This is a genomic window from Phyllobacterium myrsinacearum (assembly GCF_014138285.1).
Taxonomy (GTDB): domain Bacteria; phylum Pseudomonadota; class Alphaproteobacteria; order Rhizobiales; family Rhizobiaceae; genus Phyllobacterium; species Phyllobacterium myrsinacearum_A.
In genome coordinates this window covers 1,188,989-1,214,055 of sequence record NZ_JACGXN010000001.1, presented here as the reverse complement: position 1 = coordinate 1,214,055, position 25,067 = coordinate 1,188,989, and the positions used below count along the sequence as shown (strand labels likewise).

The following is a 25,067-nucleotide window of genomic DNA, read 5'->3' as shown; positions in this document are numbered from 1 at the left end:
ATGACCATCCGCTTTCACCGCAATGATCTGCCCGACCTTGCAAACTATCAGGTCAATGCCGTTGCCATCGATACGGAGACGCTGGGGCTGAATCCCCATCGGGACCGGCTGTGTGTCGTGCAGATTTCACCCGGTGAGGGCTCGGCTGACGTCATCCAGATCGACAAGGGGCAGACATCTGCCCCCAATCTGGTGAAACTTCTTGGGGACGACGCCATCACCAAGATTTTCCATTTCGGCCGATTTGATCTTGCCGTCCTCTATCACGCATTCGGTGTGATGCCGAAGCCGGTCTTCTGCACCAAGATTGCCTCGCGTTTGACCCGAACCTATACGGATCGGCATGGGCTGAAAGAGATTTGCAGTGAGTTGCTCGATATTAATTTGTCGAAGCAGCAGCAGTCATCGGACTGGGCGGCGCCGGAGCTCTCGCATGCTCAACTGGAATATGCAGCATCGGACGTTCTTTATCTGCACCGTCTGAGTGCTATTCTAATCGAGCGCTTGAAGCGTGATGGCCGTGCCGAAGAAGCGGCTGCCTGCTTCCAATTCCTGCCGACCCGTTCCAAACTAGATCTGATGGGCTGGGACGAGCAGGATATTTTCGCCCACAGCTAGAGCCTTTTCCTATTCTGCGGAAGCGAGCGCGCCCTTGCCACGCGGTGTGGGCGCGCGATCTATATGGGCCCATTGCGGCCGCTCGAACAGGAATCGGCCATAACCGGTCCATTGGACCAATCCGTAAAGAATCACCGGTCCCAGCACGCCACAGATGACAGTGAGAAGCGAGATCGTACCGACATCCGTAACGATGCCCGAGCGAAGCAGAACGGTTCTCGCCACGGCCATGGGCAGGAAGAAAGCCAGATAGACAACAATGGAATGGGCGCCGAGCCAGCGGAGCGCCGGGACAAACCATTGGGCAGCCGGCATAGTGCCCAAACGCGCGAGCAGTGCTGAGACGGAAACAATGGCCAGAGCCCCGGCAAAGCCGGCAAGAAGTGATACAATCGGTACGTTGCTCCAGCCGCCAAGACCGCCTGATGTGTGGGCCTCTTCGGGTATCCAGCCAGCAAACGGTTGTGATGCGGGATGAAATACCAGCCAGCCATTGACGAGTGCCCACACGGCCAGGACGAGAAGTGCTGTAAGGGGCCGTTGTCTCAGCCAATGCGCCAGATTGAAAATTACCGGTGCAAAGGCATATCCGGCAAAGAAGAAGACATAGCGGCTGCAGAATTCGTCAAGCACCAGCCAGCCCGTGTGGATCGGGAATGTTTCCAGGGCAGCGGCAATAAGCAGAACGATCCAGACATTGATGGATTTAACGAGCCGCGTGACGACAAAAAATATCGGCAGAAGATAGATGAACCACAGGGTTCCAAATGGCTGGACGAGTGCGAGAAGATAGGCACTCACGGCACCGCCGAGGCCGCTTTCGGCAACAATGCCAGGTGCCTTGAACAGGAACTGGATCGTCAGCCAAAGCAGGTAGAAATAGGCGAAATGGATGATCTTGCGATCGGCGTAGCGTTGCCATGAGCGGTCGATCACCAGACCGAGGAAAAGTCCTGAAATCAGGAAGAAGTCCGGCATGCGAAAGGGCTGGGCGAAGGACACGACCGGGTGCATCCAGCCACGCGTTCCCGCCTCGTTTTCGACGCCGAGCACCGAGTGCATCATGACAACAAAGATAATGCAGATACCTTTGGCGATATCGACCCAATCGACACGCATTTTCTCGCCAGTGCTCATCGTTATTTCGATCCCCCGCGTTTTATTCTCTTTGATACGCGATATTTCAAAACGGGAAGTAAAATTCAGGTGATGGTCACGAAAAACAGGGCGCGGGCTGTTGGTTCGGATCGGTAATAATCTTGGGAATACTACGTGGTGTAACCCGGATACAAAAATGCCGGGCAAGAGCCCGGCGAATTGTGAACGCAAATGCGTCCAGAGGGGAACACGCAACGAGCGAAAAAATGGGAGGAGAACCGCTCGTTACGCAACACTAAAATATAACTGCTGTGTTCAATTTTCAAGGGCGCAAGAATAATAATCTTTTCGCGCGCCAAGAATTGACAGAAAGCGACAATCTGCGGATTCCAAAGAAACGCGATTTCAGTTGGCGGCAGTGCCTGCGGGTGCCGGGACGGTAGTTGGATCCTGCTCATCCTTGCAGGTACCGTGACCACGCAACTGGCAGCCGCCCAAACGGTACTGCGCTTCGGATTCCGGCGATGGGTTCAGCCGCGCAATGGCGCCGCCGCCGCAGCCATTCAAGATCATCAACGCACAGGCAAGAACCAGAAATCGCATCATTCACTCCACTATTGATGATCGAAGCCTAGCCGCCCGCCGCAGATTTCTCAACAGTGCGCCGCGTGCTTATGCCTGCAGCGCACTTGGTAACGACATTAATTCAGCTTGACGAGCACGACCCGGCGGTTTTTGGCGCGGCCTTCTTCATTGTCGTTGCTGGCAACAGGTGCCATCATTCCAGCACCCGCAGTCGTGAGGCGGTCCGCTTTGATCTTGTAGGCTGAGACAAGCTCTTTCTTGACCGCAGCTGCGCGCTTGCCGGACAGATCGACATTATAGGCAAATTTACCCTGGTTGTCCGTGTGGCCAACAATGATCACAGACAATTCGGGATCGGATTGAAGGAGGTTGGCAATCTCTTTCAGCGTCGGCGCCGATTCTGCCTTCAGATCTGTCTTGTCCGTGTCAAAGTAGACACCATAGAGCGCAATACTTCCCTGCGAGCCAAGCGAACTGGCCATTTCCTTGGCGCCGACGACAACCATCTTCTTGTCGCGCGATTTGGGCTCAAGCACATGAACCAGAGCGATGGTGCGTCCGTTGAACGCTTTGCAATAGTCATCATTGAGCAGCGTGTAAGTTTGCACTGTGATATAGGTATCGCCGCCTGCTCCCGGAAGCTTTGCCGTAAAGAACCGTTGGTCCCTGATATGGGATGACAATGCGCAGGCTCCATTGGAGAACGCAGCATCCTTGATGTCACCCTCATGAAAAAAATGCATCATCAGGCTCATGTTGCCACCGCCACCGCTGCTGGAACGGGTGGCGTCGCCGCCGCATTCTTCCGCCTTGCACTTGAACAGAACTTCGCCCTTGGCTGCGGCAACCTCATCTTCATAGTTGCGCAGCACTTCAAGCGGAGAACGCTCGGCCGGAATGACATAAGTGATGCGCGTCAGTGCACCCTCGACGTCGAGCTTTTTCTCCGGAGTAAAGACAATATTGTTGTTGACGTCCCGCGCATCGGTATTTTCGCTCGCCTTGAGCGGCGCGAGCGGTATGGAGAAATCCGTATAGGAGAATTTCTCGTAACTGACGATAAAAGAGCCGTCATAGCGTTTGATCTGCGCATTGTCGCTTGATCCAGCAAGATCGCTTGTCGGCGTCGTGGCATCTGCCTTTGCCCAGTTGACCGTGCCGCATAGAAGGCTCAACGCAAAAACCAAAGTGAAACTGCTTCTGGATAATGTCATCGTATATCTCCCCGCTTTGAAAAAGCGCGCTTCATCAGATTTGTTTCGCACTGTTTGCTTTTTTATCGTATAAAACGCAATAATTAAATTTGAAATTTTCAACTGGTAAGCCGAAAGAAGCAATCAAAGCATTGATTCGCCATCCTGTCGATTTCAACGATGTGGGCCGAGAGGGGCCGAGAGGCGGGTAACTGGCCCAGGAAAGCGACAGCGGCAGATATCGGCTATTGTTTTCGGTTGATATCGGACGTCATAAAATCAAACGCCGCCAGCAAGGCGGCGTTTTTCTCCTGAAACAGGATGCCGCAGTCTCAAGCCATCTTGGAATAGTAGATGCCGAAGTTCAGAGCGAGCAACGCGACAAGCGTGACGGCAAACCCGCCAATAAACATCAGAAGCCTTTTGCCGCCGGTTTTCTCGCGATTCTTCTTGGAGAAGCTTATTGCGATAGCAGCTCCGATAGAGATGCCAACAATAGCTGGCAGGGACATCATGTTCATAGATCTACCTCTCTTCAATACTTACCGGGTGGGAATAGCGGTCACTCCTGGTCTTAACAACCCTAGGTGGAATTGATTCACTGATATTGCTGTATCTTTCAGGCTCTCTTCGTCTCTGCGCGAAATTTAACCGCACCTTAAATCGCCGCATTTACCCTGCAACGGGTCGCGAGGGTTTTGCGGCACCGGTTTGGGGCGGGTATTTCAGTCAATGGCATCACGTGACAAGGGCAGGCAGCGCATCGAGCCGGGGTTCAGTTCGAACCGCCGTTCCGATGATGACGACATGCGTGCGGACCCGGAGGACAGACCCGTGCGCAGCCAGAAACGCAAGCCATCCTCCCGCAGATCGACGAAGTCGAAGCGCAGCCGCTCTAGACGCGGACAGCGGGCCGGCTTCTTTGGCCTGTTACGCCGCTTGGTCTACTGGTCCTTTGTTTTGTGCATCTGGAGCGGTATCGCGGTAGCGGGAACAGTCATCTATTTTGCCGCGAAAATGCCCCAGACGACCACCTGGTCAATTCCTGATCGTCCACCGAACGTGAAAATCGTTTCGGTTGAAGGCGACCTGATTGCCAATCGCGGTGCCACGGGGGGGGAGGCGATCGGATTGCACCAGATGTCGCCCTATCTGCCACAGGCGGTCGTCGCTATCGAAGACCGCCGCTTCTATTCACACTTCGGTGTCGATCCGATCGGCTTTGCCCGCGCCATGGCGACGAACGTCATCTCCGGACGGCTGGTTCAGGGTGGCTCGACCATCACACAGCAGCTCGCAAAGAACCTGTTTCTGACGCCGGACCGCACTCTCGAACGCAAGGTGCAGGAAGTGCTGCTCGCCCTGTGGCTCGAGCACAAATATTCAAAAGACCAGATTCTGGAGATGTACCTGAACCGGGTTTATCTCGGCTCCGGTTCCTATGGTGTTGCCGCGGCCTCCCGGCGCTATTTCAACAAATCCGCGCACGATGTTTCCCTGCCGGAAGCAGCTGTCATCGCCGGGCTTCTGAAGGCGCCATCGCGCCTGTCGCCGGCCCGTGATCCGAAAGCTGCGGCTGAGCGCTCGCAACTGGTGCTCGCTGCGATGCGCGATCAGGGCATGATTGGCGACAAGGAACTGAGTTTTGCCATGAAGCAGCCCGCGACACGAGCCGCTGCATACTGGAGCGGCTCGGAACATTATGTCGCTGACCGGGTGATGGAAGAGTTGCCTGACCTCATCGGTGATGTGCGTTCCGATGTCATCATCGACACAACAGTCGATCTTGGTCTGCAAAAGCTGGGTGAGGCATCGATCCGGGACCTAATCCAGAAAAACGGCGAAAAACTGAACGTGTCCCAGGGCGCACTCGTTTCCGTCGATGGCACAGGCGCCGTGCGGGCACTGGTGGGCGGTTACGACTATGCCAACAGCCAGTTCGACCGGGCAAGCGAGGCCAAGCGTCAACCCGGCTCCACGTTCAAGCCCTTTGTCTATCTCTCGGCACTGGAGCAGGGGCGCACGCCCGAATCCGTGCGCGTTGACGCACCGATCCGTATCGGCAACTGGACACCCGGCAATTACAACGGCAAGTATTTTGGCAAAGTCACTTTGGCGGAAGCCCTGGCGCGCTCGCTGAATTCCGTTTCGGCTCAGCTGGTCATGGAGGTAGGCCCGAGCACGGTTGTCGACACCGCGCACCGCCTCGGCATCGTCTCCAGTCTCAATGCCAATGCGTCTCTCGCGCTGGGAACGTCCGAAGTGACCTTGCTGGAGCTCACCGATTCCTTCGTGCCCTTTGCCAATGGCGGCTACAAGGCGCCGGTTCATATCATCCGCCGTATCACCACCCATGAGGGCAAGGTGCTTTACGAATACAAGAATCCCAAGCAGGATCAGGTGATCAGCGAGCGCAATGTTGGCATGATGAATGCGATGCTGCGCCAGACGGTCGAAAGCGGGACGGCGACCAAGGCAAAGTTCGGCTGGCCGGCTGCAGGCAAGACGGGCACCAGCCAGAATTTCCGCGATGCCTGGTTCATCGGCTATACCTCGAACCTGACGACCGGTGTGTGGTTCGGCAATGATGACGGGAAACCAACCAAGAAGGTCACCGGCGGCGGACTGCCTGCGCTGGCCTGGAAGGAATTCATGGTCGCCGCGCACAAGGGTGTGCCGGTTGCCGAACTGCCTGGTCATTACCAGATGAACGAGACCGTAATTGACGGGAATGATGCATTGCCCGATTCCGTTCCCGCCGCAGAGGGTGTTCCATCGGCGCAGCTCAATCCGGGAGGGCCTGTGCCGCCGGTCGGGCTCGAGGACCAGACGGGTTCAACCCACCCGACACCGCCCGCCAGTGTCGGCGGCAACGGCCAGAAGGCGCGCAAGACGACCCTGTTTGATTTGATCATGGGAAACTGACGGCAGGTTGGTTTCGACGTCCCGCTGTCAATCAGGCAGCTTGAGCTTTCATGGGCGGCAGGGAGCCGCCGACCGCAAAACCATCACGATCAAGAACTGAGTATGTCGATCAGCGCCCCGTGGCGCCGTTCATGGGCGCACGCGCGGTCGCATTCGCCGCAATTCAAATGGCGCTTGACAAGTCGGAGAGCTTGTTATCCTATCTCAAAATCCATTATTAAATACTGTATTCTATAATAATGGATCAAAACATAATATTCGCTCGACGAATAGGGGAACTAAAATGTCCAGACGATTTTACGTGACGGTCGCTGTGGCCGTGCTTTTCGCACAGCTGTCGGGCCCGGTGCTCGCGCAGGAAAACAAGAGCAAGCTCGACGAAGTATTGGCCCGTGGCCATTTGGTGCTCGGTACGGGCAGCACCAACGCGCCTTGGCATTTCAAGGGTGCTGACGACACGTTGCAGGGCTTCGATATTGATATGGGCCGTATCATCGCAAAGGCGCTGTTCAACGATCCCAGCAAGGTGGAGTTCGTCAACCAGTCTTCCGATGCCCGGATTCCGAACATTACCACCAACAAGGTTGATATCACTTGCCAGTTCATGACCGTAACAGGAGAAAGAGCGCAGCAGATCGCTTTCACCATTCCCTATTACAGGGAGGGCGTCGGCCTCATGCTGAAGGCAGACAGCAAATATGCCGATTATGCTGCCCTCAAGGCCTCAGGGTCTTCGGTGACGATCTCGGTGCTGCAGAATGTCTACGCCGAATCCATGGTGCACGCAGCCCTTCCGGACGCCAAAGTCGATCAGTATGACTCTGTCGATCTGATCTATCAGGCGCTTGAATCCGGCCGTGCTGATGCGGTCGCTACGGATCAGTCGTCGCTGGCCTGGTACATGACCCAGAACCAGGGCCGGTACAAGGATGCGGGTTATGGCTGGAACCCGCAAACTTATGCCTGCGGCGTGAAGCGCGGCGATCAGGATTGGCTGAATTTCGTCAACACGTCGCTGCATGAAGCCATGACAGGCGTCGAGTTCGATACTTATGCGAAATCGTTCAAGACCTGGTTCGGCAAGGACCTGACGCCTCCCCAGATCGGCTTTCCCGTCGAATACAAGTGATCGCTCCTGCGGCTCCGGAACTGTCCGGGGCCGTTTCTCCCGATTTTCGATGGCAGGCATCCCATGGGTTATACGCTGAATTTTGCTGCCGTCTGGCGCAGCTTCGATGATTTGCTGCTGGGGCTGGGGCTCAGTCTTGCCCTTGCGTTTGGTGCTATTCTCATCGGTGCGGTCATTGGGCTGTGTACGGCTTTTGGCCTGACATCCAAGAACGGATTTATAAAGCGGCCGGCCGGAATTTATGTCTCCATCATCCGCAATACGCCGATCCTCGTGCTCGTGCTGTTCACCTATTTCGCGCTTCCGCAATGGGGTTTCCGTCTCGGCAAGATCGAAAGCTTTGTCTTCACGCTGGCGGTCTATTCGGGTGCTTATCTCGCTGAGGTGTTTCGCGCTGGCCTGTTGTCGATCCCTCCTGGGTTGCGTGAGGCCGGTCTCGCCATCGGGCTGACGGAAATGCAGATACGCACGTCGATCATAGCACCGCTGATGTTTCGCAATATCCTGCCGTCCCTGAGCAGCACGATCATCTCGCTGTTCAAGGACACCTCGCTTGCGGCGGCAATTGCCGTTCCGGAGCTGACATTTGAAACCCGCAAGATCAATGTCGAGACCTTCCGGGTTATCGAGACGTGGATGGTCGCCAGCTGCCTCTATGTCTTTACCTGTTCGATCCTCGCCGCGCTGATGCGCACCCTGGAACGCCATCTGGCTTTGTCGAGGTGATGTGATGGATATTTCGCATTTTCTTGATGTCCTCTGGCTTGCACGCTCGCCCATTCTCAAAGGGGTCGGCGTTACGCTTTCCATTTCGCTTCTGGCGATCTGTTGCGGCACGCTGCTTGGTGTCATTGTTGGTCTGGCCTTGACCTATGCCAAGGCACCGTTGCGCTGGATCGTGCGCGGCTACACGGATTTCATCCGGGGAACGCCGGTGCTCGTGCTGGTTCTGGCAAGTTATTACGTGCTGGGAACCATAGGTCTCGACCTCGGGCCGTTCCAGGCCGGTATTCTAGCACTCGCCGTTTTCTGTAGTTCTCATGTGGGTGAAATTGTTCGGGGCGCCCTGCAATCCATACCAAAAGGGCAAACGGAAGCGGCCAAGGCCATCGGCCTGACATTTCCCCAGACCTTCGCCTATGTGCTCGGGCCGCAGGCGCTGCGACAGGTATTGCCCGCCTGGGTCAACACAGCAGCTGAAATGGTCAAGGCCTCGACGCTGCTGTCGATTATCGGCGTCGCGGAACTCTTGCTCCGTACACAGGAACTGATTTCCAGAAGCTTCATGAGTCTCGAATTCTATTTTTTCGCGGGCTTTCTCTATTTCACCATCAACTATGCCATCGAGCGTTTCGGCCGCTATGTCGAACGCAAGATCGCTGTTCCGTCCTAAGGGGATTCCGGGATGCCAAACAATCTTCTCGAAATCCGGGACCTGCATAAGAGTTACGGCGACGTCGAGGTCCTGAAAGGCGTCGACTGCACCATGCAGCAGGGGGATGTGGTCAGTATCATCGGGTCAAGCGGATCCGGCAAGACCACGATGCTGCGCTGTATCAATATGCTGGAGGAGTTTCAAAGCGGTTCGATCAGTATTGACGGGGAAGAAATCGGTTATGAGATGGCTGGCACACAGCGCCGCCGCAAAAAGGAGAAAGAGATTGCCCGCCAGCGTGCACTGACAGGCATGGCCTTCCAGCAGTTCAATCTCTTCCCGCATATGAGCGCTGTCCGCAATGTCATGCTTGGCCTGATCAAGGTCAAGAAGCTGGATAAGGACGAGGCGCGCGCCGTTTCGGAGAAATGGCTGGATCGCGTCGGGCTGCTTGCCCGTGCCGATCATTTTCCGGGGCAATTGTCCGGCGGCCAGCAGCAACGTGTCGCTATCGCCCGGGCCATTGCCATGAATCCCCGGCTGATGCTCTTTGATGAAGTCACATCGGCACTTGATCCTGAGCTGGTGAACGAGGTGCTGCAGGTGATCAAGACCCTCGCGCAGGACGGCATGAGCATGCTGCTTGTCACCCATGAGATGCGGTTCGCCTACGAAGTGTCGAATCGGGTGATCTTCATGAATCAGGGTCTCATCGGCGAGGAGGGCAATCCACGCGATATGTTCCACAAACCCAAGAGCGAGCGCCTGGCCGAATTTCTGAAGACATCCAGCTTCGCCTGAGCATCGTTGCCTAATTCGTCAATGTCCGTTTTACCGCGACCTTCCAGCCGGCAATCTTGGCCTTGCGGGTCTTCTCGTCCATGACAGGCGTAAAGCGCATGTCGCGTTCCCACGTTTTCGAGAACTCGCGGCGGTTCGGCCAGATTCCGGCCTTCGATCCCGCAAGCCATGCAGCACCAAGTGCGGTGGTTTCGAGAATTGTCGGGCGGTCGACCGGAGCATCGAGGATGTCGGCGAGGCGCTGCATCGTCCAATCCGAGGCCACCATGCCTCCATCGACACGCAGCACGGTTTTCGTGTCTGACGATTTCCAGTCCTTGCGCATGGCATCAAGCAGGTCGCGTGTCTGATAGGCGACCGATTCCAGTGCGGCACGGGCAAATTCGGCCGGGCCGGAATTGCGGGTGAGGCCATAGATGGCGCCGCGTGCCTCCGCATCCCAATGCGGGGCACCGAGGCCGACGAAAGCCGGCACCAGATAGACATTCTGGCTTGGATCCGCCTGATCGGCGAGCTTGCCCGTTTCGGGTGCCGAACCAATAATCTTCAATCCGTCGCGCAGCCACTGCACCGCGGCACCGGCAATGAAGATCGAGCCTTCCAGCGCATAGGTCGTCTTGCCGTTCAAACGGTAGGCAATGGTTGTCAGCAGGCGGTTCTTTGAGAGAACCATGTCGCTGCCGGTGTTAAGAAGCGCAAAGCAGCCGGTACCATAGGTGGATTTGAACATGCCCGGCTCGAAGCAGGCCTGCCCGATGGTCGCCGCATGCTGGTCGCCCGCAACGCCGAGGATGGGAATGTTGGCGCCGAGCAACTCCGCTTCGGCAGAACCGTAATTGGCGGCGCAATCCTTGACGTCAGGCAGCATGGCACGCGGAACGCGCAGGATTTCCAGAAGTTCATCATCCCATTCATTCGTGGCAATGTTGAACAACAGCGTGCGCGAGGCATTCGTGGCATCGGTCGCATGCACCTTGCCGCCGGTAAGGCGCCAGATCAGGAAGCAGTCGACAGTTCCGAACAGCAGTTCGCCATTGGCTGCCCGCTTGCGCGCGCCGGGCACCTTGTCGAGAATCCATGCAAGCTTGGTGCCGGAAAAGTAGGGATCAAGCAACAGGCCGGTCTTTTTGGTGAATTTCTTTTCCAGTCCCTGCTTTTTCAGCTTCTGGCAGAGAGGGGCGGTACGACGGTCCTGCCATACAATGGCATTGTGTATGGGCTTGCCGGTGGCCTTGTCCCAGACAATGACCGTTTCCCGCTGATTGGTAATGCCGATGGCAGCGACATCACCCGCCTGAATCTTGGCATTCTCGATTGCCACCTGACAGGTGCTGAGGACGGATTGCCAGATTTCTTCCGGATCGTGCTCCACCCAGCCGGATTGAGGGTAGATCTGGGTGAATTCCTGCTGGCTTTTTCCGACCACCTTGCGGTTCTTGTCAAAGATGATGGCGCGGCTCGATGTGGTGCCCTGATCGATCGCGAGGATGTATCCGTTCATGCTTTCTCCCCAAATTTCGGTCACGATATTTGCTTCGCTCTGGTGGATCAACCGGGCCAGCTGAATATCCGCGCATTTCACAGAACTGCGCCGGTGCGCACGCCGAAATGAAGGCGGAACCAGTTCCCTTTGATTGCCGCTTGCTCTATGGCTGATGCAAACGGAGAATTCCCATGAGTAGCGATGAAGCACGCAAAGTCCTTGTTCTGACTGGCGCAAGCCGCGGTATCGGCCATGCGACGGTCAAACGGTTTTCCCGCGCCGGCTGGCGCGTCATCACCTGTTCGAGGCAGGATTTTTCCGACGACTGCCCGTGGCCGGCTGGCCCTGATGATCACATCAAGGTTGATCTTGCCGATCAGGCAGACGTTGATCATGCAGTATCGGAAATCCGTCAACGGTTGGAAGTTGAAGGCGGCAAGCTGCACGCACTCATCAACAATGCCGGTATTTCACCAAAGAACACCGGCGGAGACCGGCTCGATTCGATCGAAACACCCATGCACACATGGGCCACGGTGTTTCAGGTGAATTTCTTCGCGCCGATCATGCTGGCCCGTGGCCTGTTCAATGAACTGGCTGCCGGGAAAGGTTCGATCGTCAACGTGACGTCCATCGCCGGAAGCCGCGTACATCCTTTCGCCGGGACGGCCTATGCAACCTCAAAAGCTGCGTTGGCATCCCTGACCCGCGAAATGGCCTCGGATTTCGGTCCGCATGGTATCCGCGTCAATGCAATTGCACCGGGCGAGATCGATACGGCAATCCTTTCGCCGGGCACAGACAAGTTGGTGGAGCACCTGCCGCTGCGCCGTCTCGGCAAAACCGCCGAGGTTGCCGAGACGATCTATTTCCTGTGTTCCGAGGCATCATCCTATGTGACCGGCTCGGAAATTCACATCAATGGTGGCCAGCACGTCTGAGTCTTGAAGGAGGGGGAGGCTCTCACCCCCCTCTGCCCTGTTGGGCATCTCCCCCACAAGGGGAGATCACATTGACATCGATACTTTCAGTTATATTGCAACGTCTCAGAACTGTTTAAAATCGTAGTGAGGGCTGATCTCCCCCTTTGTGGGGGAGATGTCCGACAGGACAGAGGGGGCGAAATGCTCACTTCGTCAAACGTAGCGGTTGACCACATTCTCCAGATATTCCTGACGACCGGAGCGCGGCTGCGGCTGGATCTTTTTGTCCTCCACATGCTTGGCAATGTCTTCGAGTGACAGTTTACCCGACAGCATGGCCTGTGCGTCAGACTTGGACCAACCCGCATAGCGCTCTTCGACAAAGCCGGTGAGGGCCTTGTCCTCGATCATTTTGGCCGCTGCCTTGAGGCCGCGCGCGCAGGTATCCATGCCGCCGATATGGGCGATCAGCAGATCCTGCGGGTCAAGGGACTGGCGGCGCAGTTTCGAGTCGAAGTTGGTGCCGCCCGTGGTGAAGCCGCCGGCTTTCAGGATTTCATAATAGGCAAGCGCCACCTCGGGTACATTGTTGGGGAACTGATCCGTATCCCAGCCGGACTGGTAATCATTGCGGTTCATATCGATTGAACCGAAAATGCCAAGTGCAGCGGCGGTCGCCAGCTCATGTTCGAAAGAATGACCGGCAAGAATGGCGTGGCCCTGTTCGAGATTGACCTTCACCTCATTCTCAAGGCCAAAGCGCTTGAGGAAGCCATAGACCGTCGCCGCATCGTAGTCGTATTGATGCTTTGTCGGTTCCTGCGGCTTCGGCTCGATGAGGATCGCACCCTTGAAGCCGATCTTGTGCTTGTAGTCGACGACGAGGCTGAGGAAACGGCCCATCTGGTCGAGTTCACGCTTCATGTCGGTGTTCAGCAGGGTCTCGTAGCCTTCGCGGCCGCCCCAGAGTACATAGTTTTCGCCCTTGAGTTTCTGCGTTACGTCGATGCAGGTTTTGACCGTCGCTGCCGCATAGGCAAAAACATCGGGGTCGGGATTGGTGGCCGCGCCGGACATGTAACGCCGATTGGAGAAAAGATTGGCGGTGCCCCAGAGCAGCTTTGTCCCGGTCTTTTCCATCTTGCCCGAGAAATAGTCAGCAATCTCGTAGAGGCGCTTGTTGCTTTCGGCCAGAGTCTCGCCTTCCGGACGGACGTCCGCGTCGTGGAAGCAGAAATAGGGTGCGCCCAGCAGCGAGAACATTTCGAAAGCCACATCGGCCTTCAGTTTTGCCCCTTCCATCGTATCATTGAACCAGGGGCGCTCGAATGTCTGGCCGCCAAAGGGATCACCGCCCGGCCAGGTGAAGGAATGCCAGTAGGCGACGGCAAAGCGCAGGTGATCTTCCATACGCTTGCCATTGATCAGCTCTTCGGGATTGTAAAAACGATAGGCAAGCGGATTGGTGCTGTCCGGCCCCTCATACTTGACTGGTTTGATATCACCAAAAAATCCGCTGCTCATGATTGAACTCCCTTTAATGCTGGATAGAGGTTGTGGTACCGCCGGTAGGCGGCGTCGAAATCTTCAGTGAGAGACTTGTCAGGCTCAATGGTTTTTTCCGTTGCCGGTTGCGCACAGATAGCGCGGGGATCAGCCTTTTCTGCCGCGATCAGGCCGAGCCTTGCGGCACCGAACGCTGCGCCGAAATCTCCGTCAGCGGGAACATCGACGGGAATGTCGAGAGCTGTGGCAATGGCTTTCAGCCAGTACATGGAACGGGAACCGCCCCCAACAGCCGTCACACGGTCAAGCTTCGTGCCTGCACTGGCGAGCGCATGCAGGCAATCGCGGAAGGCAAAGGCGACGCCCTCAAGGACTGCCTGTGTCAGGCTTGCCCTGTCGCTGGAATGCTCCAGCCCCTGGAACGAGCCGCGGATGGCGGAATCGTTGAGCGGGGTGCGTTCACCCGAAAGATAGGGCAGGAAGGTAACACCGGAAGGCGCCCGCAATGTATCACCCAGCTCATCGGTCAATTCAGCTGGCTTGCGCGCGGTGATCCCTGCATACCAGTTGAGCGCATCGGTGGCGGAGAGGATCACACCCATCTGGTGCCATGTACCCGGAAGAGCGTGGCAGAAGGTGTGAACCGCGCTTGCCGGGTTCGGCAGATAGGCATTGTTGGCGGCGAAAAGCACCCCTGATGTGCCGAGTGAAACAAAGGCATGGCCTTCCGCCACGATGCCCATGCCGCAGGCAGACGCAGCATTGTCACCGGCGCCACCGGCAACGACAACCTGGTTGCGCATGCCCCAGCGCGCAGCCAGATCGGCCTTCAGCGTGCCTGAGACATCAGTGCCTTCGACGAGGGAGGGCATGTAGCTTCTATCCAGTCCCGATGCGCTGAGCAGGTCGTCCGACCATGTGCGTGTGCCGACATCAAGCCACGATGTGCCTGCTGCATCGGACATTTCGGAGACGTGTTCGCCCGTCAGCCATAGCCGCAAATAGTCCTTCGGCAGCAGTACCCGACGCAGCTTGGCGAAAATCTCCGGCTCGTTGTTCCTGACCCAGACCACTTTCGGCGCGGTAAATCCGGGAAAGACAATATTGCCGCTCAGCGCACGGAAGATCGGATTGCCGTCGAGTTCGGCAGCTTCCGCATGACTGCGCGTGTCATTCCACAGCATGCAGGGCCGGAGCACCTTGTCGTTGCCGTCAAGGAGTGTTGCACCGTGCATCTGGCCGGAAAGGCCTATGCCCTTGACTGCCGCGAGTTGCTTCGGATGGCTGGCCTTCAGCGCTGAAATTGCATCGTCGGTCGCGCGTATCCAGTGTGCGGGGTCCTGTTCCGACCAGCCGGAATGCGGCCGCGAGACATCCAGCGTTCCTGTGCCGGAGCCAATGACGGATTGATTATCGTCAATCAACAGCGCTTTCACGCCGGATGTGCCTAAATCGAGACCGAGATACATGGGAAATCCTTCTGAAATACGAAACTAGATCACGCGCCGGAACGGCGTTTCACGCAGATCGCCTGGAGCGAAAAGCTGGGTGTCGAGGTGCAGCAATGACGTCATCATGCAGCCCTGCAGGATGAGCGGATGCTCATCGGGGTAACAGCGGATCGTCAGATCGGGCTTGCCGCCCCAGCCGGTTGTACCGGACACGATTTCCCTGATATCCGCTTCGATGAGGTCAAAAACACCGGCACCGGGTCCGACAAGCGCTATGGGAATGGGATCAATCAGCGAAAAGAGACTGCGTAGCCCCGAACCGATGGCCTGCCCAGCCTTGCGGAACGCCTCCCGCTCCACTCCTTCCCCGGCGCGGGCACGATCCGCAACGTTGTTGAAGGTCATCGCATCCACATCCTGCGCGGGTTGAGATTTTTCATCCAGCCCTGCCGTCTTGCGCAGAATCGCGTAGTCACTGGCATAGGCCTCGATGCAGCCATGCCGCCCACACCGACACAGAGCGCCATTGGGTGCATGCAGCATATGGCCGAATTCGGCACCGGAGGACTGCACTCCCAGAAACGGCTTGCCCTTGAGATAAAGGCCCATTCCGATACCATGCGATAGCAGGATGGCGGCAAAATCTTCGGCGTAATGTTCCGGATCGGTCCAGCGAAGCGCCTCCGCGATCATGCTGCAATCATTGGCAACCGCAACACTGACGCCATATCGCGCGGAGAGGATTTCGCCGAACGCCACATTGATATCGGGCGTGATCGGTGACCAGAGCATGGTCGCGCTGGCAGCATCGGTAACACCCTGAACGCCCATCGAAATATGCATCAGCTTGCCTGCATTGGCTGGCATCGTGGCGAGCAGAGTGTCAAGCATTTCACCGATCGAGCGCAAAAGATCATCGGTTGTCGCATCCAGCGTGGGAATGCGCCGGATTTCTTCGGCAATCACCTGTCCTTTGTAATCAAACAGCACCGTGTGTGCGAGATTGAGCGCCAGTTCGACCGTGGCAATCGTTGCGATTTCCGGATTGAGCGTCAGCGCCACCTGCGGACGGCCACGGCGATTGGCCGTGACGTCACCATCACGGCTTTCGTTGATGATGCCTTCGGCAATCAGTGCCGTTGTGATGGCTGAAACCGTCGATGCACTCAGGCCGGTTTGTGCCACGATATCGGTGCGTGACAGGAGATCATGGCCACGCAGAGCAGCCAGCACAAGCCTGCGATTCTGGCGTCGGACATCGTCCGGCCGAGCTATCTCATCTATCAACAAACGATCTCCTCCCGAAATCTTTTTTTGATGCGATGCAAAAATATTGTTGCAATGCAATAACTTAGCAGATCAGATTCTATGTTGACATGGAAATCAAATTAAGTCACTATTTTTTTCGAGCCTCGAAATAAAGAGGTTTGGATGGTTGGCCGGAGGTGAAAGGCCAGGCATCCGAAGGGATTAACGTGCCATGTGCACTGGGAGGATTATCATGAAAAAATACGCAACCGCTTTGGCGGGCGTTGTTCTTGCTGTCTCTTTGACCGGCCCCGCGCTGGCAAAGGACAAGATCATTGGCGTGTCCTGGTCCAACTTTCAGGAAGAGCGCTGGAAGACGGATGAAGCAGCCATCAAGAAGGCACTGGAAGCCAACGGCGACAAGTATATTTCCGCCGATGCGCAGTCTTCCGCTTCCAAGCAGCTGACCGATGTTGAAAGCCTGATCGCCCAGGGTGCCAATGCGCTGATCATTCTCGCGCAGGATTCCAGCGCCATCGGCCCGGCTGTCGAAAAGGCTGTGGCTGAGGGCATTCCGGTCGTCGGTTATGACCGCCTGATCGAAAACAAGGATGCGTTCTACATCACCTTCGACAACAAGGAAGTCGGCCGCATGCAGGCACGTGGCGTTCTGGCTGTGAAGCCGGAAGGCAATTATGCCTTCATCAAAGGCAGCTCGGCTGACCCGAATGCCGATTTCCTCTTCTCCGGAGCGCAGGAAGTTCTGAAAGATGCGATCGCTTCCGGCAAGATCAAGAATGTCGGTGAGGCCTATACGGACGGCTGGCTGCCAGCCAATGCCCAGAAGAACATGGAACAGTTCCTGACCAAGAACGACAACAAGATCGACGCTGTCGTTGCCGCCAATGACGGTACTGCCGGTGGTGCGATTGCCGCCCTGCAGGCGCAGGGTCTTGCCGGTACGGTTCCTGTCTCCGGTCAGGACGCCGATTTCGCCGCCTTGAACCGCATTGCGCTTGGAACCCAGACCGTATCGATCTGGAAAGACTCGCGTGAATTGGGCAAGGAAGCCGCAGGCATTGCTGCTGCGCTGGCCGATGGCAAGAAAATGACTGAAATCCCGAATGTCCAGAAATTTGCTGGCGGCGCGAACAAGGTTGAGGTCAATGCCGTGTTCCTCACGCCTGTTCCGATTACCAAGGACAACCTCAACGTCATCATCGATGCGGGTTGGGTGAAGAAGGATGTTGTTTGCCAGGGCGTCAAGGCCGGTTCGGTCGCGGCCTGCAAGTAAGCCTGAGATAATCTGTTAGAGTTGAGCGCCGCTGGTCCACTGGACCGGCGGCGTTTTAAAAAGAACCTGAAACTGGGGAGAATAAAATGAGTGATCCGGCAGTCAGTATTGACCGGGCCCGTGCCTCCGAACTGGGCTTTGTTGCCCGATTTTTCAAGGCCACCGAGCTTGATACCCGCCTTCTTGGCATGGTCGGTGCACTGGTTATCATCTGGGTTGCATTCCAGATTTTCTCCGGCGGCCAGTTCCTCACACCACGCAATCTGTGGAATCTCTCGGTGCAGACATCGTCCATTGCCGTTATGGCGACAGGCATGGTGCTGATCATCGTCACCCGCAACATCGATCTTTCGGTTGGCTCCATCCTCGGCTTTGTCGGCATGGTCATGGGTGTGCTGCAGGCGGAAATTCTGCCGCAGCTCATCGGTTTTGAGCATCCTGCAACCTGGATCGTAGCGCTCGTCGCCGGTATCATCGTCGGTGCTGTCATCGGTGGCTTTCAAGGATTTGTCATCGCCTTTCTCGGCGTTCCCGCGTTTATTGTTACCCTTGGCGGCCTTCTCGTCTGGCGCGGTGCTGCATGGCTGGTCACATCGGGCCGCACGGTTGCGCCGATGGACTCGACCTTCCGCCTCATGGGTGGCGGCCCCGAAGGGTCGATCGGTGCCACATGGAGCTGGGTTGTCGGCGTCATCGCCTGCATTGCCATCATCATCATGGTGGTCAACAGCCGCCGTCAGCGTAAGCGGTTCAACTTCCCGCGCCGTCCGGTTTGGGCGGAAGTGTTCATGGCTGCCATCAGTTGCGGTCTCGTGCTGGGCGCCGTGGCGCTGGCCGACGCCTACTACTGGCCCATCGGCATCGTGCGCAAATATGCGGAGACCAACAACATTGCCATTCCCGATGGAGGTCTGTTCATCTCCTATGGCATCGCCATTCCGGTTCTGATCGCTGTTGCCACCGGTATCATCATGACATTCGTAACCACGCGTACCCGCTTTGGCCGCTATGTCTTCGCCATGGGGGGCAATCCAGAAGCTGCCGATCTTGCAGGCATCAACACGCGCTGGGTCACCATGAAGATTTTCATCATCATGGGTATTCTTTGCGCCATTGCCGGTGCGATTTCGACAGCGCGCCTCAATTCCGCAACCAATGCGCAGGGCACGCTCGACGAGCTTCTCACCATCGCCGCTGCTGTTATTGGCGGAACATCGCTCGCCGGTGGCGTCGGTACCATTGCCGGAGCAATGATCGGCGCACTGCTCATGCAGTCGTTAAGTTCGGGCATGGTGCTGCTTGGCCTCGATACGCCACTGCAAAACATCGTTGTCGGTATTGTGCTCGTGATCGCTGTCTGGCTCGACACGGTCTATCGCCGCCGCACGGCTTGAGGGAGGAAAGATTATGACCAATACACAGACACCTCTCATCGACATGGACAATATCTCGATTGCGTTCGGTGGTATCCGCGCGGTTGATGGTGCCTCCGTCAATCTCTACCCCGGCGAAGTCGTGGCCCTGCTCGGCCACAACGGGGCAGGGAAATCGACGCTGATCAAAATCCTGTCTGGCGCTTACAAGCGGGATAGCGGCACGATCAAGGTCAATGGCGAGGAAGCTTCGATCAGCAACCCGCGCGATGCCAAGGGTTACGGCATTGAGACGATCTACCAGACGCTGGCTCTGGCCGATAATGTCGACACGGCCGCCAATCTCTATCTCGGCCGCGAACTGATGACACCCTGGGGTACGCTTGATGACGTGGCCATGGAGCACAGCGCGCGCGAAGTGATGGGTCGTCTCAACCCGCGTTTCCAGCGTTTCAAGGACCCCGTGAAGGCTCTGTCAGGCGGACAGCGTCAGTCCGTGGCGATTGCCCGGGCGATCCTGTTCAATGCGCGCATCCTGATCATGGACGAACCAACAGCCGCACTCGGGCCACAGGAAACCGCGCAGGTAGGCGAACTGATCAAGCAGCTGAAGAGCGAAGGCATCGGCATATTCCTGATCAGCCATGACATCCACGATGTGTTTCATCTGGCGGACAGGGTAGCCGTCATGAAGAACGGTCAGGTGGTCGGCACCGCCAAGGTGGGCGATGTTACCGAGGATGAAGTGCTTGGCATGATCATCCTCGGCAAATGCCCGCCCGGCGCAATCCCCGGACCGGGTGCTGCGAACTGACGTTCAACAGATAAGAGCTTTCGAAACAGCCCCGCAATGCGGGGCTGCGTGTTTTCAGAAGGTCAACGAAAATTTATCATCATTGAATGTAATGCAATCATTGATTAATATGCAATCACTGATGAATGGAGATGTTGATGGCCAGCATGATGATCCGAAATCTGGACGAACAACTGAAAACACGGCTGCGGGTTCAGGCCGCGCAGCATGGCAAATCCATGGAAGACGAGGCACGCGATATCTTGCGGGCGGCGCTCTCAAAAGAATCCGCTGCACCCGCCAATCTTGCCGATGCAATTCACAGCCGCTTCAAACCGTTGGGTGGTGTTGACTTGCCCATGGCGCCGCGGGAAGCGGCCCGCAACCCCATTGATTTCAGCGAATGATTGTCCTCGATACAAACGTTATTTCAGAAATGATGAAGCTTGAACCTGATGTGCGGGTAGCGCAGTGGCTCGCAGAACAACCTGCGGTCTCATTGTTCACGACCACAATCACACAGGCGGAAATTTTGTATGGCCTGTCGCTGCTTTCGGAAGGAAAACGCAAATCTGCTTTGGCAGATATGGCCAGACTTATGTTCAGTGACGATTTCGCCGATCGCATTCTGTCCTTCGATGGTTCAGCTGCAGCAGCCTATCCGGATATCTTTTCAGAACGACGCCGGGCGGGAAAATCGATCAGCCAGTTCGATGCGCAGATTGCGGCCATCGTGCAATCCAGAGGCGCGAAGCTGGCGACGAGGAATGTGAAGGATTTTGCCGATTGCGGACTGGCGATTGTCAATCCCTGGCAGTGAAAGCCGCTGAGACAACAAAAAGGCCGCATCAAGCGGCCTTTCCTGTAGCAATTTCTGAAAGCGGTTTAGATCGCTTCAACCTGCTGAACTTCCGGCACGAAATGCTTCAAGAGGTTCTGGATACCGTGCTTCAACGTTGCGGTCGAAGACGGGCAGCCGGAGCAGGCACCCTTCATGTGCAGGTAAACAGTGCCGTTCTCAAAGCCGCGGAAGGTGATATCGCCGCCGTCCTGCGCAACGGCAGGGCGCACACGAGTCTCCAGCAGTTCCTTGATCGTGTCGACGATTTCGGTGTCTGCGGTGTCGAAAAACTCGCCATCGCCTTCCAGCTGGGCTGTTGCCGCAATTGATGTCGCGCTGGCCATGACAGGTGCGCCGGACATGAAGTGCTCCATGATCGCGCCGAGAATGGCTGGCTTCAGATGCTGCCATTCCGGACCTTCAGCCTTGGTAACGGTCACGAAATCGTAACCGAAGAACACGCCGGTCACACCGGGAACGGCAAAAATCTTGGCCGCAAGCAACGATGCTTCCGAAGCCGTCGCCGCATCGCGGAAATCAGCGGTGCCTTCCTCAAGCACAACCTTGCCGGGCAGGAATTTCAAGGTCGCCGGGTTGGGCGTTGCTTCGGTCTGAATGAACATGGCGGATCTCGCGTGTTTCTAGTTTAGAACTGTTCAAAGGCATATAGGCCTTTCGGCCATTCTCTTCAAGGCAAGATTGTATCACGGTTTCAAGGTGCAATCACGTAATTGCGTCAATGTCCTCGTTGGAAAGATTGTAGGGCACAACGGTGACCGGAATGGAAAAGGACTCGCGCCCGGCCAGCGCCTGAACCAGCGGTCCGGGTCCATCTTTGCCGGAACCGGCGGCCAGAACCAGAATGGCAATGTCCTGATCTTCCTCGATGAGCTTCTGGATCTGTTCGGATGTAATGCCTTCCCGCACCACAAGCTCAGATTCGATATTGATGGTTTCCCGCACTGAGGCCGCAAACTTGTTCAATGTTGAATGGGCCCGTTCTTCGGCTTCTGCCCGCATGATCTGCTCGACGCCCAGAAACTGCTGGAAATCGGCGGAGTCGATGACAAAAAGCAGGACCAGCACACCATTCGTGGTCTTGGCACGGCGCGAGGCATAGGCAACCGCCCGCTCGCACTCCGGTGTTTCGTCGATAACCGCCAGAAACTTTCGGCGGTGGCCAGCTTCGCGGCTGAGACGTCTTGATACCATCTGTTCAACTTGTCCTGGCTGTTGATCCTAGTCCTGCAAAAAACCGACAATATCACGCACGTTGCGCATCGTCTTCTCCGCCAGCACACTTGCCCGCTCGCCGCCATTTTTCAGGACAGAATCGATATAGGTCGTATCGGCCGAAAGGCGGCGCATCTGGCTGGCAATCGGCGCAAGCTTCGCCACGGCAAGGTCGGCGAGTGCCGGCTTGAATACGGAGAACTGCTGGCCGCCGAAATCCCGGATGACGCCCTCTTTGTCTGTATCGGTCAGGGCAGCATAGATGCCGACGAGATTGTCGGCTTCCGGCCGTTCCTTCAGACCTTCGATATCCGATGGCAAAGGCTCGGAATCCGTCTTTGCCTTGCGGATCTTCTTCGAAATCGTGTCCTCGTCGTCGGTCAGATTGATGCGCGACAGATCAGACGGATCGGATTTCGACATCTTCTTCGTGCCGTCGCGCAGGCTCATCACGCGTGCAGCGGGACCGCCGATAACAGGTTCGGTCAACGGGAAGAAGCTCTGGATCGTTTCGTCGCCGGACTGCGTCTCGACACCGAGGCCGAGTTCGGCAATGCGATCAGAAAAGTCCGTGTTGAACTTCTGGGCGATGTCGCGCGTCAATTCCAGATGCTGCTTCTGGTCCTCACCGACCGGCACATGGGTTGCGCGATAGACAAGGATATCGGCGGCCATCAGGTTGGGGTAGGCGAAGAGGCCGACCGAGGCGTTCTCGCGGTCCTTGCCTGCCTTGTCCTTGAACTGGGTCATGCGGTTCAGCCAGCCCATGCGCGCGATGCAATTGAATACCCAGGCAAGCTCGGCATGCTGGCGCACGCGGCTCTGGTTGAAGACAATATGCTTTTCGGCGTCGATGCCGGCCGCAAGGAACGCAGCAGTCACTTCACGTGTGTTGCGCTGCAGCTCGGCGGGACCACCCCAGACGGAAACAGCCTGCGTGATGGCATGCTGGTCAACCACGCAGTAAATGCAGTTGTTGTTTTCCTGCAAGGCAACCCAACGCCGCACTGCTCCCAGATAATTACCGAGATGCAGATTACCGGTCGGCTGGACACCGGAAAAGACGAGCGGCTCAAACGTGCTCATGGACAGTCCTTGATCATTCGGGGATCGGGTCGTTCGGACCCGATGGCAATGGAGAGGAGGTTTTGGCAGAGCAGGGCGCTCTATTCAAGTCTTATCGGGGCCGCACAGGCTATTTGAGCTGCAGAAGATCCCATGTGTTGCCGTAAAGGTCTTCAAACACCGCGACGCTGCCATAGGCTTCATGGCGCGGTTCTTCGAGAAAATGCACGCCGCTTTTCACCATCACTGCGTGATCCCCGGCGAAATCGTCGGTATGGAGAAACAAGGCAACCCGCCCGCCGGTCTGATTGCCGATGCTGGCCATTTGCACATCATCGTCAGCCTGCGCGAGCAGGATTTTTGCTCCATCCTTTTCAGGCGCGACAACAACCCAGCGCTTCGTTGGCGACAGGGCGGTATTGCTCACCAGCGAAAAACCGAGCACCCCCGTGTACCACGCAATAGCTTCGTCATAATCGCGGACGACCAGGGTGACCATGCCGATGTGCCGGCTCATGCTGCAGGATCCTCCGGCGGCGCGGCGGGTGTTTTGGAGCCACGTTTCACATTGCGGCGGATCATGCCGAAGCTCGCCCCGCCGGTGGCAAAGGCCAGCAGGAAATAGACAACCATCGACAGGAGGATCAAGCCAAAGACGACAGGCGCCTGCACATGCACAGGCGTATGGGAGGCGAGATAGGGCGCCGCCCATTGGATTGCGTAGTACAGGACAAGAGCCATCGCTGCCGCGGAAAAGATCAGGCGTGGAATGCGTGTGAGCAGCGGAATATCCCGCCCCCAATGCCCCCGCCACACCAGTGTGACGAAGAGGAGAATGGCATTGACCCACCCGGCCGTCACTTCGGCCGTGGCAATACCGGTTTCCGCCATCAGCGGAAACAGGGTCAGCGCCATGCTGACATTGATGACCACGGAAACCGCCGCAAAGATCATGGGTGTTCTGGTGTCTTCGCGGGCAAAGAAACCGGGAATGAAAGCCTTGATCAGCACGAAGGCGGGTAGGCCAAGGCCGTAGACTGCAAGAATGTTGGACACGCGCCGCGTCGATTCGACGGTGAATTCGCCGCGCTCCAGCAGGAGGCGGATGATCGGCTCGGACATGACGAGCAGCGCCGCCGCCGCCGGCAGCGTCAGAAACAGAATGAACTCAACCGAACGGTTCTGCAGGCTGCCCGCTTCCTTGAGATTGCCGGAGCGCAGAGCCCGCGCGAGCTCAGGCAGCAGCACGGTTGCAACGGCAATGCCCACCACGCCGAGTGGGAGTTGGTAGACCCGGTCCGCATTGGCGAGCGAGGTCACGGCGCCTTCGCGGCCAGAGGCAATGTTGGTGTTCACAAGAAGATTGATCTGGGTGATGCCGCCTGTGATGGCGGCGGGCAGGGCGAGCACGAGCAGGCGCCGTACGTTTGGCGTGAAATGCGGCAGCCGGAAGCCGATGGAAATGCCTGCATTGCGCACGGCAAACCAGACGATGGCCAATTGCACCAATCCGGCCGCCATGACGCCCCAGGAGAGGCCATAGCCGATCGTGATGCCGTCATGACCTTTGTACCAGGCATAGGCGAGCACGCCGATCAGGATAACGTTGAGAAAAACCGGAGCGACGGCAGCGGCAAAATAGCGATGCAATGAATTCAGCATCCCGCTCATCATGGCCGCCAGCGACATGCAGGCGAGGTAGGGAAACATGATGATCGCCATCGATACCGTATTGCCGAACTTAACCGGGTCGTCGAGAAAGCCCGGCGCGATTACCGTGCGCACGATCAGCGGCATCGACAGTTCCATCAGGATGGTCAGTGCCATCAAGACAGTGAAGAGAACGCCAAATACTTCCTCGGAAAAGCGCTTTGCGCCCTCCATGCCGTTCGCCTCGATCTCCTTGGCGAACAGCGGAACGAAGGCTGCGTTGAATGCACCTTCGGCAAACAGCCGGCGAAACGTGTTGGGAAAACGGAAAGCGGCATTGAACGCGTCGGCCACCGGACCTGTGCCGAGAGCTGCCGCCATCAGCATTTCGCGGGTCAGCCCGAAAACACGGCTCATCAGGGTGCCGGAGGCGACCGTCGCGAATTTTTTGACCAGACTCATATCTGTTCCAGATTCCGAATA

At 56.9% G+C, this 25,067-nt stretch carries 25 protein-coding genes; 12 read left to right on the top strand and 13 right to left on the bottom strand.

Going from position 1 to position 25,067, the window contains the following annotated elements:
- Positions 1–618, top strand: coding sequence for a ribonuclease D (locus FHW16_RS06030; protein ID WP_182548201.1), 618 nt, complete (start codon positions 1–3; stop codon positions 616–618).
- 9 nt (positions 619–627) lie between these two features.
- Here the strand turns inward: FHW16_RS06030 and FHW16_RS06025 are convergent, their stop codons facing one another.
- The 4 genes from FHW16_RS06025 to FHW16_RS06010 form a co-directional block, all read right to left on the bottom strand.
- Positions 628–1,755, bottom strand: coding sequence for an acyltransferase family protein (locus FHW16_RS06025; RefSeq protein ID WP_182548200.1), 1,128 nt, complete (start codon positions 1,753–1,755; stop codon positions 628–630).
- A 366-nt stretch (positions 1,756–2,121) separates the two neighbouring features.
- Complete coding sequence (locus FHW16_RS06020) at positions 2,122–2,322, bottom strand: hypothetical protein (RefSeq protein ID WP_210278020.1); 201 nt, start codon at positions 2,320–2,322, stop codon at positions 2,122–2,124.
- Between the two features lie 95 nt (positions 2,323–2,417).
- Entirely contained in the window at positions 2,418–3,515 is a 1,098-nt protein-coding gene (locus FHW16_RS06015) for an OmpA family protein (RefSeq protein ID WP_182548198.1), read from the bottom strand.
- A 311-nt stretch (positions 3,516–3,826) separates the two neighbouring features.
- Positions 3,827–4,015, bottom strand: a complete 189-nt coding sequence (locus tag FHW16_RS06010; protein WP_182548197.1) for a hypothetical protein — start codon at positions 4,013–4,015, stop codon at positions 3,827–3,829.
- Positions 4,016–4,226: 211 nt separating this feature from the next.
- On the opposite strand from FHW16_RS06010, the gene FHW16_RS06005 reads away from it, so the two are divergent.
- The 5 genes from FHW16_RS06005 to FHW16_RS05985 all read left to right on the top strand — a co-directional run bounded on the left by FHW16_RS06005 (position 4,227) and on the right by FHW16_RS05985 (position 9,724).
- Positions 4,227–6,419 carry a transglycosylase domain-containing protein gene (locus FHW16_RS06005; RefSeq protein ID WP_182548196.1) on the top strand — a complete coding sequence of 731 codons (2,193 nt, stop codon included), beginning with the start codon at positions 4,227–4,229 and terminating at the stop codon, positions 6,417–6,419.
- A gap of 283 nt (positions 6,420–6,702) precedes the next feature.
- Positions 6,703–7,548, top strand: a complete 846-nt coding sequence (locus tag FHW16_RS06000) for a transporter substrate-binding domain-containing protein (protein ID WP_182548195.1) — start codon at positions 6,703–6,705, stop codon at positions 7,546–7,548.
- Positions 7,549–7,611: 63 nt separating this feature from the next.
- Complete coding sequence (locus tag FHW16_RS05995; protein WP_182548194.1) at positions 7,612–8,274, top strand: amino acid ABC transporter permease; 663 nt, start codon at positions 7,612–7,614, stop codon at positions 8,272–8,274.
- Positions 8,275–8,278: 4 nt separating this feature from the next.
- Entirely contained in the window at positions 8,279–8,941 is a 663-nt protein-coding gene (locus FHW16_RS05990; protein ID WP_182548193.1) for an amino acid ABC transporter permease, read from the top strand.
- Between the two features lie 12 nt (positions 8,942–8,953).
- Complete coding sequence (locus tag FHW16_RS05985; protein ID WP_182548192.1) at positions 8,954–9,724, top strand: amino acid ABC transporter ATP-binding protein; 771 nt, start codon at positions 8,954–8,956, stop codon at positions 9,722–9,724.
- 10 nt (positions 9,725–9,734) lie between these two features.
- Here the strand turns inward: FHW16_RS05985 and glpK are convergent, their stop codons facing one another.
- A complete protein-coding gene (glpK, locus tag FHW16_RS05980) occupies positions 9,735–11,225 on the bottom strand; it encodes a glycerol kinase GlpK (RefSeq protein ID WP_182548191.1) in 1,491 nt (496 codons plus the stop codon).
- A 173-nt stretch (positions 11,226–11,398) separates the two neighbouring features.
- Here glpK and FHW16_RS05975 point away from each other — a divergent pair, with 173 nt between their 5' ends.
- Positions 11,399–12,148, top strand: coding sequence for an SDR family NAD(P)-dependent oxidoreductase (locus tag FHW16_RS05975; protein WP_182548190.1), 750 nt, complete (start codon positions 11,399–11,401; stop codon positions 12,146–12,148).
- A 195-nt stretch (positions 12,149–12,343) separates the two neighbouring features.
- On the opposite strand, the gene xylA is transcribed toward FHW16_RS05975, so the two are convergent.
- From xylA to FHW16_RS05960, 3 genes are read right to left on the bottom strand one after another with little or no spacing between them, the layout of a single operon-like run.
- Positions 12,344–13,654 carry a xylose isomerase gene (xylA, locus tag FHW16_RS05970; RefSeq protein ID WP_182548189.1) on the bottom strand — a complete coding sequence of 437 codons (1,311 nt, stop codon included), beginning with the start codon at positions 13,652–13,654 and terminating at the stop codon, positions 12,344–12,346.
- Positions 13,651–15,105: a xylulokinase gene (xylB, locus tag FHW16_RS05965; protein ID WP_182548188.1), complete on the bottom strand. Its 1,455-nt coding sequence runs from the start codon at positions 15,103–15,105 to the stop codon at positions 13,651–13,653. Before xylB ends, xylA begins: the two co-directional genes overlap by 4 nt.
- 24 nt (positions 15,106–15,129) lie before the next feature.
- Entirely contained in the window at positions 15,130–16,374 is a 1,245-nt protein-coding gene (locus FHW16_RS05960) for an ROK family transcriptional regulator (protein WP_182548187.1), read from the bottom strand.
- A 214-nt stretch (positions 16,375–16,588) separates the two neighbouring features.
- On the opposite strand from FHW16_RS05960, the gene xylF reads away from it, so the two are divergent.
- From xylF to FHW16_RS05935, 5 genes are all read left to right on the top strand, one after another.
- The gene (gene xylF / locus FHW16_RS05955; protein ID WP_182548186.1) at positions 16,589–17,629 is read left to right on the top strand and encodes a D-xylose ABC transporter substrate-binding protein; all 1,041 of its coding nucleotides are present in this window, start codon (positions 16,589–16,591) and stop codon (positions 17,627–17,629) included.
- 86 nt (positions 17,630–17,715) lie between these two features.
- Complete coding sequence (locus tag FHW16_RS05950) at positions 17,716–19,023, top strand: sugar ABC transporter permease (protein ID WP_182548185.1); 1,308 nt, start codon at positions 17,716–17,718, stop codon at positions 19,021–19,023.
- Between the two features lie 13 nt (positions 19,024–19,036).
- Complete coding sequence (locus FHW16_RS05945; RefSeq protein ID WP_182548184.1) at positions 19,037–19,816, top strand: ATP-binding cassette domain-containing protein; 780 nt, start codon at positions 19,037–19,039, stop codon at positions 19,814–19,816.
- Positions 19,817–19,953: 137 nt separating this feature from the next.
- A complete protein-coding gene (locus FHW16_RS05940; RefSeq protein ID WP_182548183.1) occupies positions 19,954–20,202 on the top strand; it encodes a FitA-like ribbon-helix-helix domain-containing protein in 249 nt (82 codons plus the stop codon).
- Positions 20,199–20,615, top strand: coding sequence for a type II toxin-antitoxin system VapC family toxin (locus FHW16_RS05935; protein ID WP_182548182.1), 417 nt, complete (start codon positions 20,199–20,201; stop codon positions 20,613–20,615). The genes FHW16_RS05940 and FHW16_RS05935 overlap by 4 nt, the downstream gene beginning before the upstream one ends.
- A gap of 65 nt (positions 20,616–20,680) precedes the next feature.
- Here the strand turns inward: FHW16_RS05935 and FHW16_RS05930 are convergent, their stop codons facing one another.
- The 5 genes from FHW16_RS05930 to murJ form a co-directional block, all read right to left on the bottom strand.
- Positions 20,681–21,259: a NifU family protein gene (locus FHW16_RS05930; protein WP_182548181.1), complete on the bottom strand. Its 579-nt coding sequence runs from the start codon at positions 21,257–21,259 to the stop codon at positions 20,681–20,683.
- Between the two features lie 100 nt (positions 21,260–21,359).
- Positions 21,360–21,848, bottom strand: coding sequence for a universal stress protein (locus tag FHW16_RS05925; RefSeq protein WP_091878892.1), 489 nt, complete (start codon positions 21,846–21,848; stop codon positions 21,360–21,362).
- A 27-nt stretch (positions 21,849–21,875) separates the two neighbouring features.
- Positions 21,876–22,955, bottom strand: coding sequence for a tryptophan--tRNA ligase (gene trpS, locus FHW16_RS05920; protein WP_182548180.1), 1,080 nt, complete (start codon positions 22,953–22,955; stop codon positions 21,876–21,878).
- Between the two features lie 109 nt (positions 22,956–23,064).
- Positions 23,065–23,451: a VOC family protein gene (locus FHW16_RS05915; protein ID WP_182548179.1), complete on the bottom strand. Its 387-nt coding sequence runs from the start codon at positions 23,449–23,451 to the stop codon at positions 23,065–23,067.
- A complete protein-coding gene (murJ, locus tag FHW16_RS05910) occupies positions 23,448–25,046 on the bottom strand; it encodes a murein biosynthesis integral membrane protein MurJ (protein WP_182548178.1) in 1,599 nt (532 codons plus the stop codon). Before murJ ends, FHW16_RS05915 begins: the two co-directional genes overlap by 4 nt.
- Positions 25,047–25,067: the final 21 nt, after the last annotated feature.

Coding starts and splice junctions, on each gene's coding strand:
- FHW16_RS06000 (WP_182548195.1), top strand. CDS start 6,703: ATGTCCAGACGATTTTACGTGACGGTCGCTGTGGCCGTGCTTTTCGCA.
- FHW16_RS06005 (WP_182548196.1), top strand. CDS start 4,227: ATGGCATCACGTGACAAGGGCAGGCAGCGCATCGAGCCGGGGTTCAGT.
- FHW16_RS05945 (WP_182548184.1), top strand. CDS start 19,037: ATGACCAATACACAGACACCTCTCATCGACATGGACAATATCTCGATT.
- murJ (WP_182548178.1), bottom strand. CDS start 25,046: ATGAGTCTGGTCAAAAAATTCGCGACGGTCGCCTCCGGCACCCTGATG.
- FHW16_RS05975 (WP_182548190.1), top strand. CDS start 11,399: ATGAGTAGCGATGAAGCACGCAAAGTCCTTGTTCTGACTGGCGCAAGC.
- FHW16_RS05935 (WP_182548182.1), top strand. CDS start 20,199: ATGATTGTCCTCGATACAAACGTTATTTCAGAAATGATGAAGCTTGAA.
- glpK (WP_182548191.1), bottom strand. CDS start 11,225: ATGAACGGATACATCCTCGCGATCGATCAGGGCACCACATCGAGCCGC.
- FHW16_RS05915 (WP_182548179.1), bottom strand. CDS start 23,451: ATGAGCCGGCACATCGGCATGGTCACCCTGGTCGTCCGCGATTATGAC.
- FHW16_RS05990 (WP_182548193.1), top strand. CDS start 8,279: ATGGATATTTCGCATTTTCTTGATGTCCTCTGGCTTGCACGCTCGCCC.
- trpS (WP_182548180.1), bottom strand. CDS start 22,955: ATGAGCACGTTTGAGCCGCTCGTCTTTTCCGGTGTCCAGCCGACCGGT.
- FHW16_RS06030 (WP_182548201.1), top strand. CDS start 1: ATGACCATCCGCTTTCACCGCAATGATCTGCCCGACCTTGCAAACTAT.
- xylF (WP_182548186.1), top strand. CDS start 16,589: ATGAAAAAATACGCAACCGCTTTGGCGGGCGTTGTTCTTGCTGTCTCT.
- FHW16_RS06020 (WP_210278020.1), bottom strand. CDS start 2,322: ATGATGCGATTTCTGGTTCTTGCCTGTGCGTTGATGATCTTGAATGGC.
- FHW16_RS05950 (WP_182548185.1), top strand. CDS start 17,716: ATGAGTGATCCGGCAGTCAGTATTGACCGGGCCCGTGCCTCCGAACTG.
- xylB (WP_182548188.1), bottom strand. CDS start 15,105: ATGTATCTCGGTCTCGATTTAGGCACATCCGGCGTGAAAGCGCTGTTG.
- xylA (WP_182548189.1), bottom strand. CDS start 13,654: ATGAGCAGCGGATTTTTTGGTGATATCAAACCAGTCAAGTATGAGGGG.
- FHW16_RS06025 (WP_182548200.1), bottom strand. CDS start 1,755: ATGAGCACTGGCGAGAAAATGCGTGTCGATTGGGTCGATATCGCCAAA.
- FHW16_RS05995 (WP_182548194.1), top strand. CDS start 7,612: ATGGGTTATACGCTGAATTTTGCTGCCGTCTGGCGCAGCTTCGATGAT.
- FHW16_RS05930 (WP_182548181.1), bottom strand. CDS start 21,259: ATGTTCATTCAGACCGAAGCAACGCCCAACCCGGCGACCTTGAAATTC.
- FHW16_RS06010 (WP_182548197.1), bottom strand. CDS start 4,015: ATGAACATGATGTCCCTGCCAGCTATTGTTGGCATCTCTATCGGAGCT.
- FHW16_RS05985 (WP_182548192.1), top strand. CDS start 8,954: ATGCCAAACAATCTTCTCGAAATCCGGGACCTGCATAAGAGTTACGGC.
- FHW16_RS05940 (WP_182548183.1), top strand. CDS start 19,954: ATGGCCAGCATGATGATCCGAAATCTGGACGAACAACTGAAAACACGG.
- FHW16_RS05925 (WP_091878892.1), bottom strand. CDS start 21,848: ATGGTATCAAGACGTCTCAGCCGCGAAGCTGGCCACCGCCGAAAGTTT.
- FHW16_RS06015 (WP_182548198.1), bottom strand. CDS start 3,515: ATGACATTATCCAGAAGCAGTTTCACTTTGGTTTTTGCGTTGAGCCTT.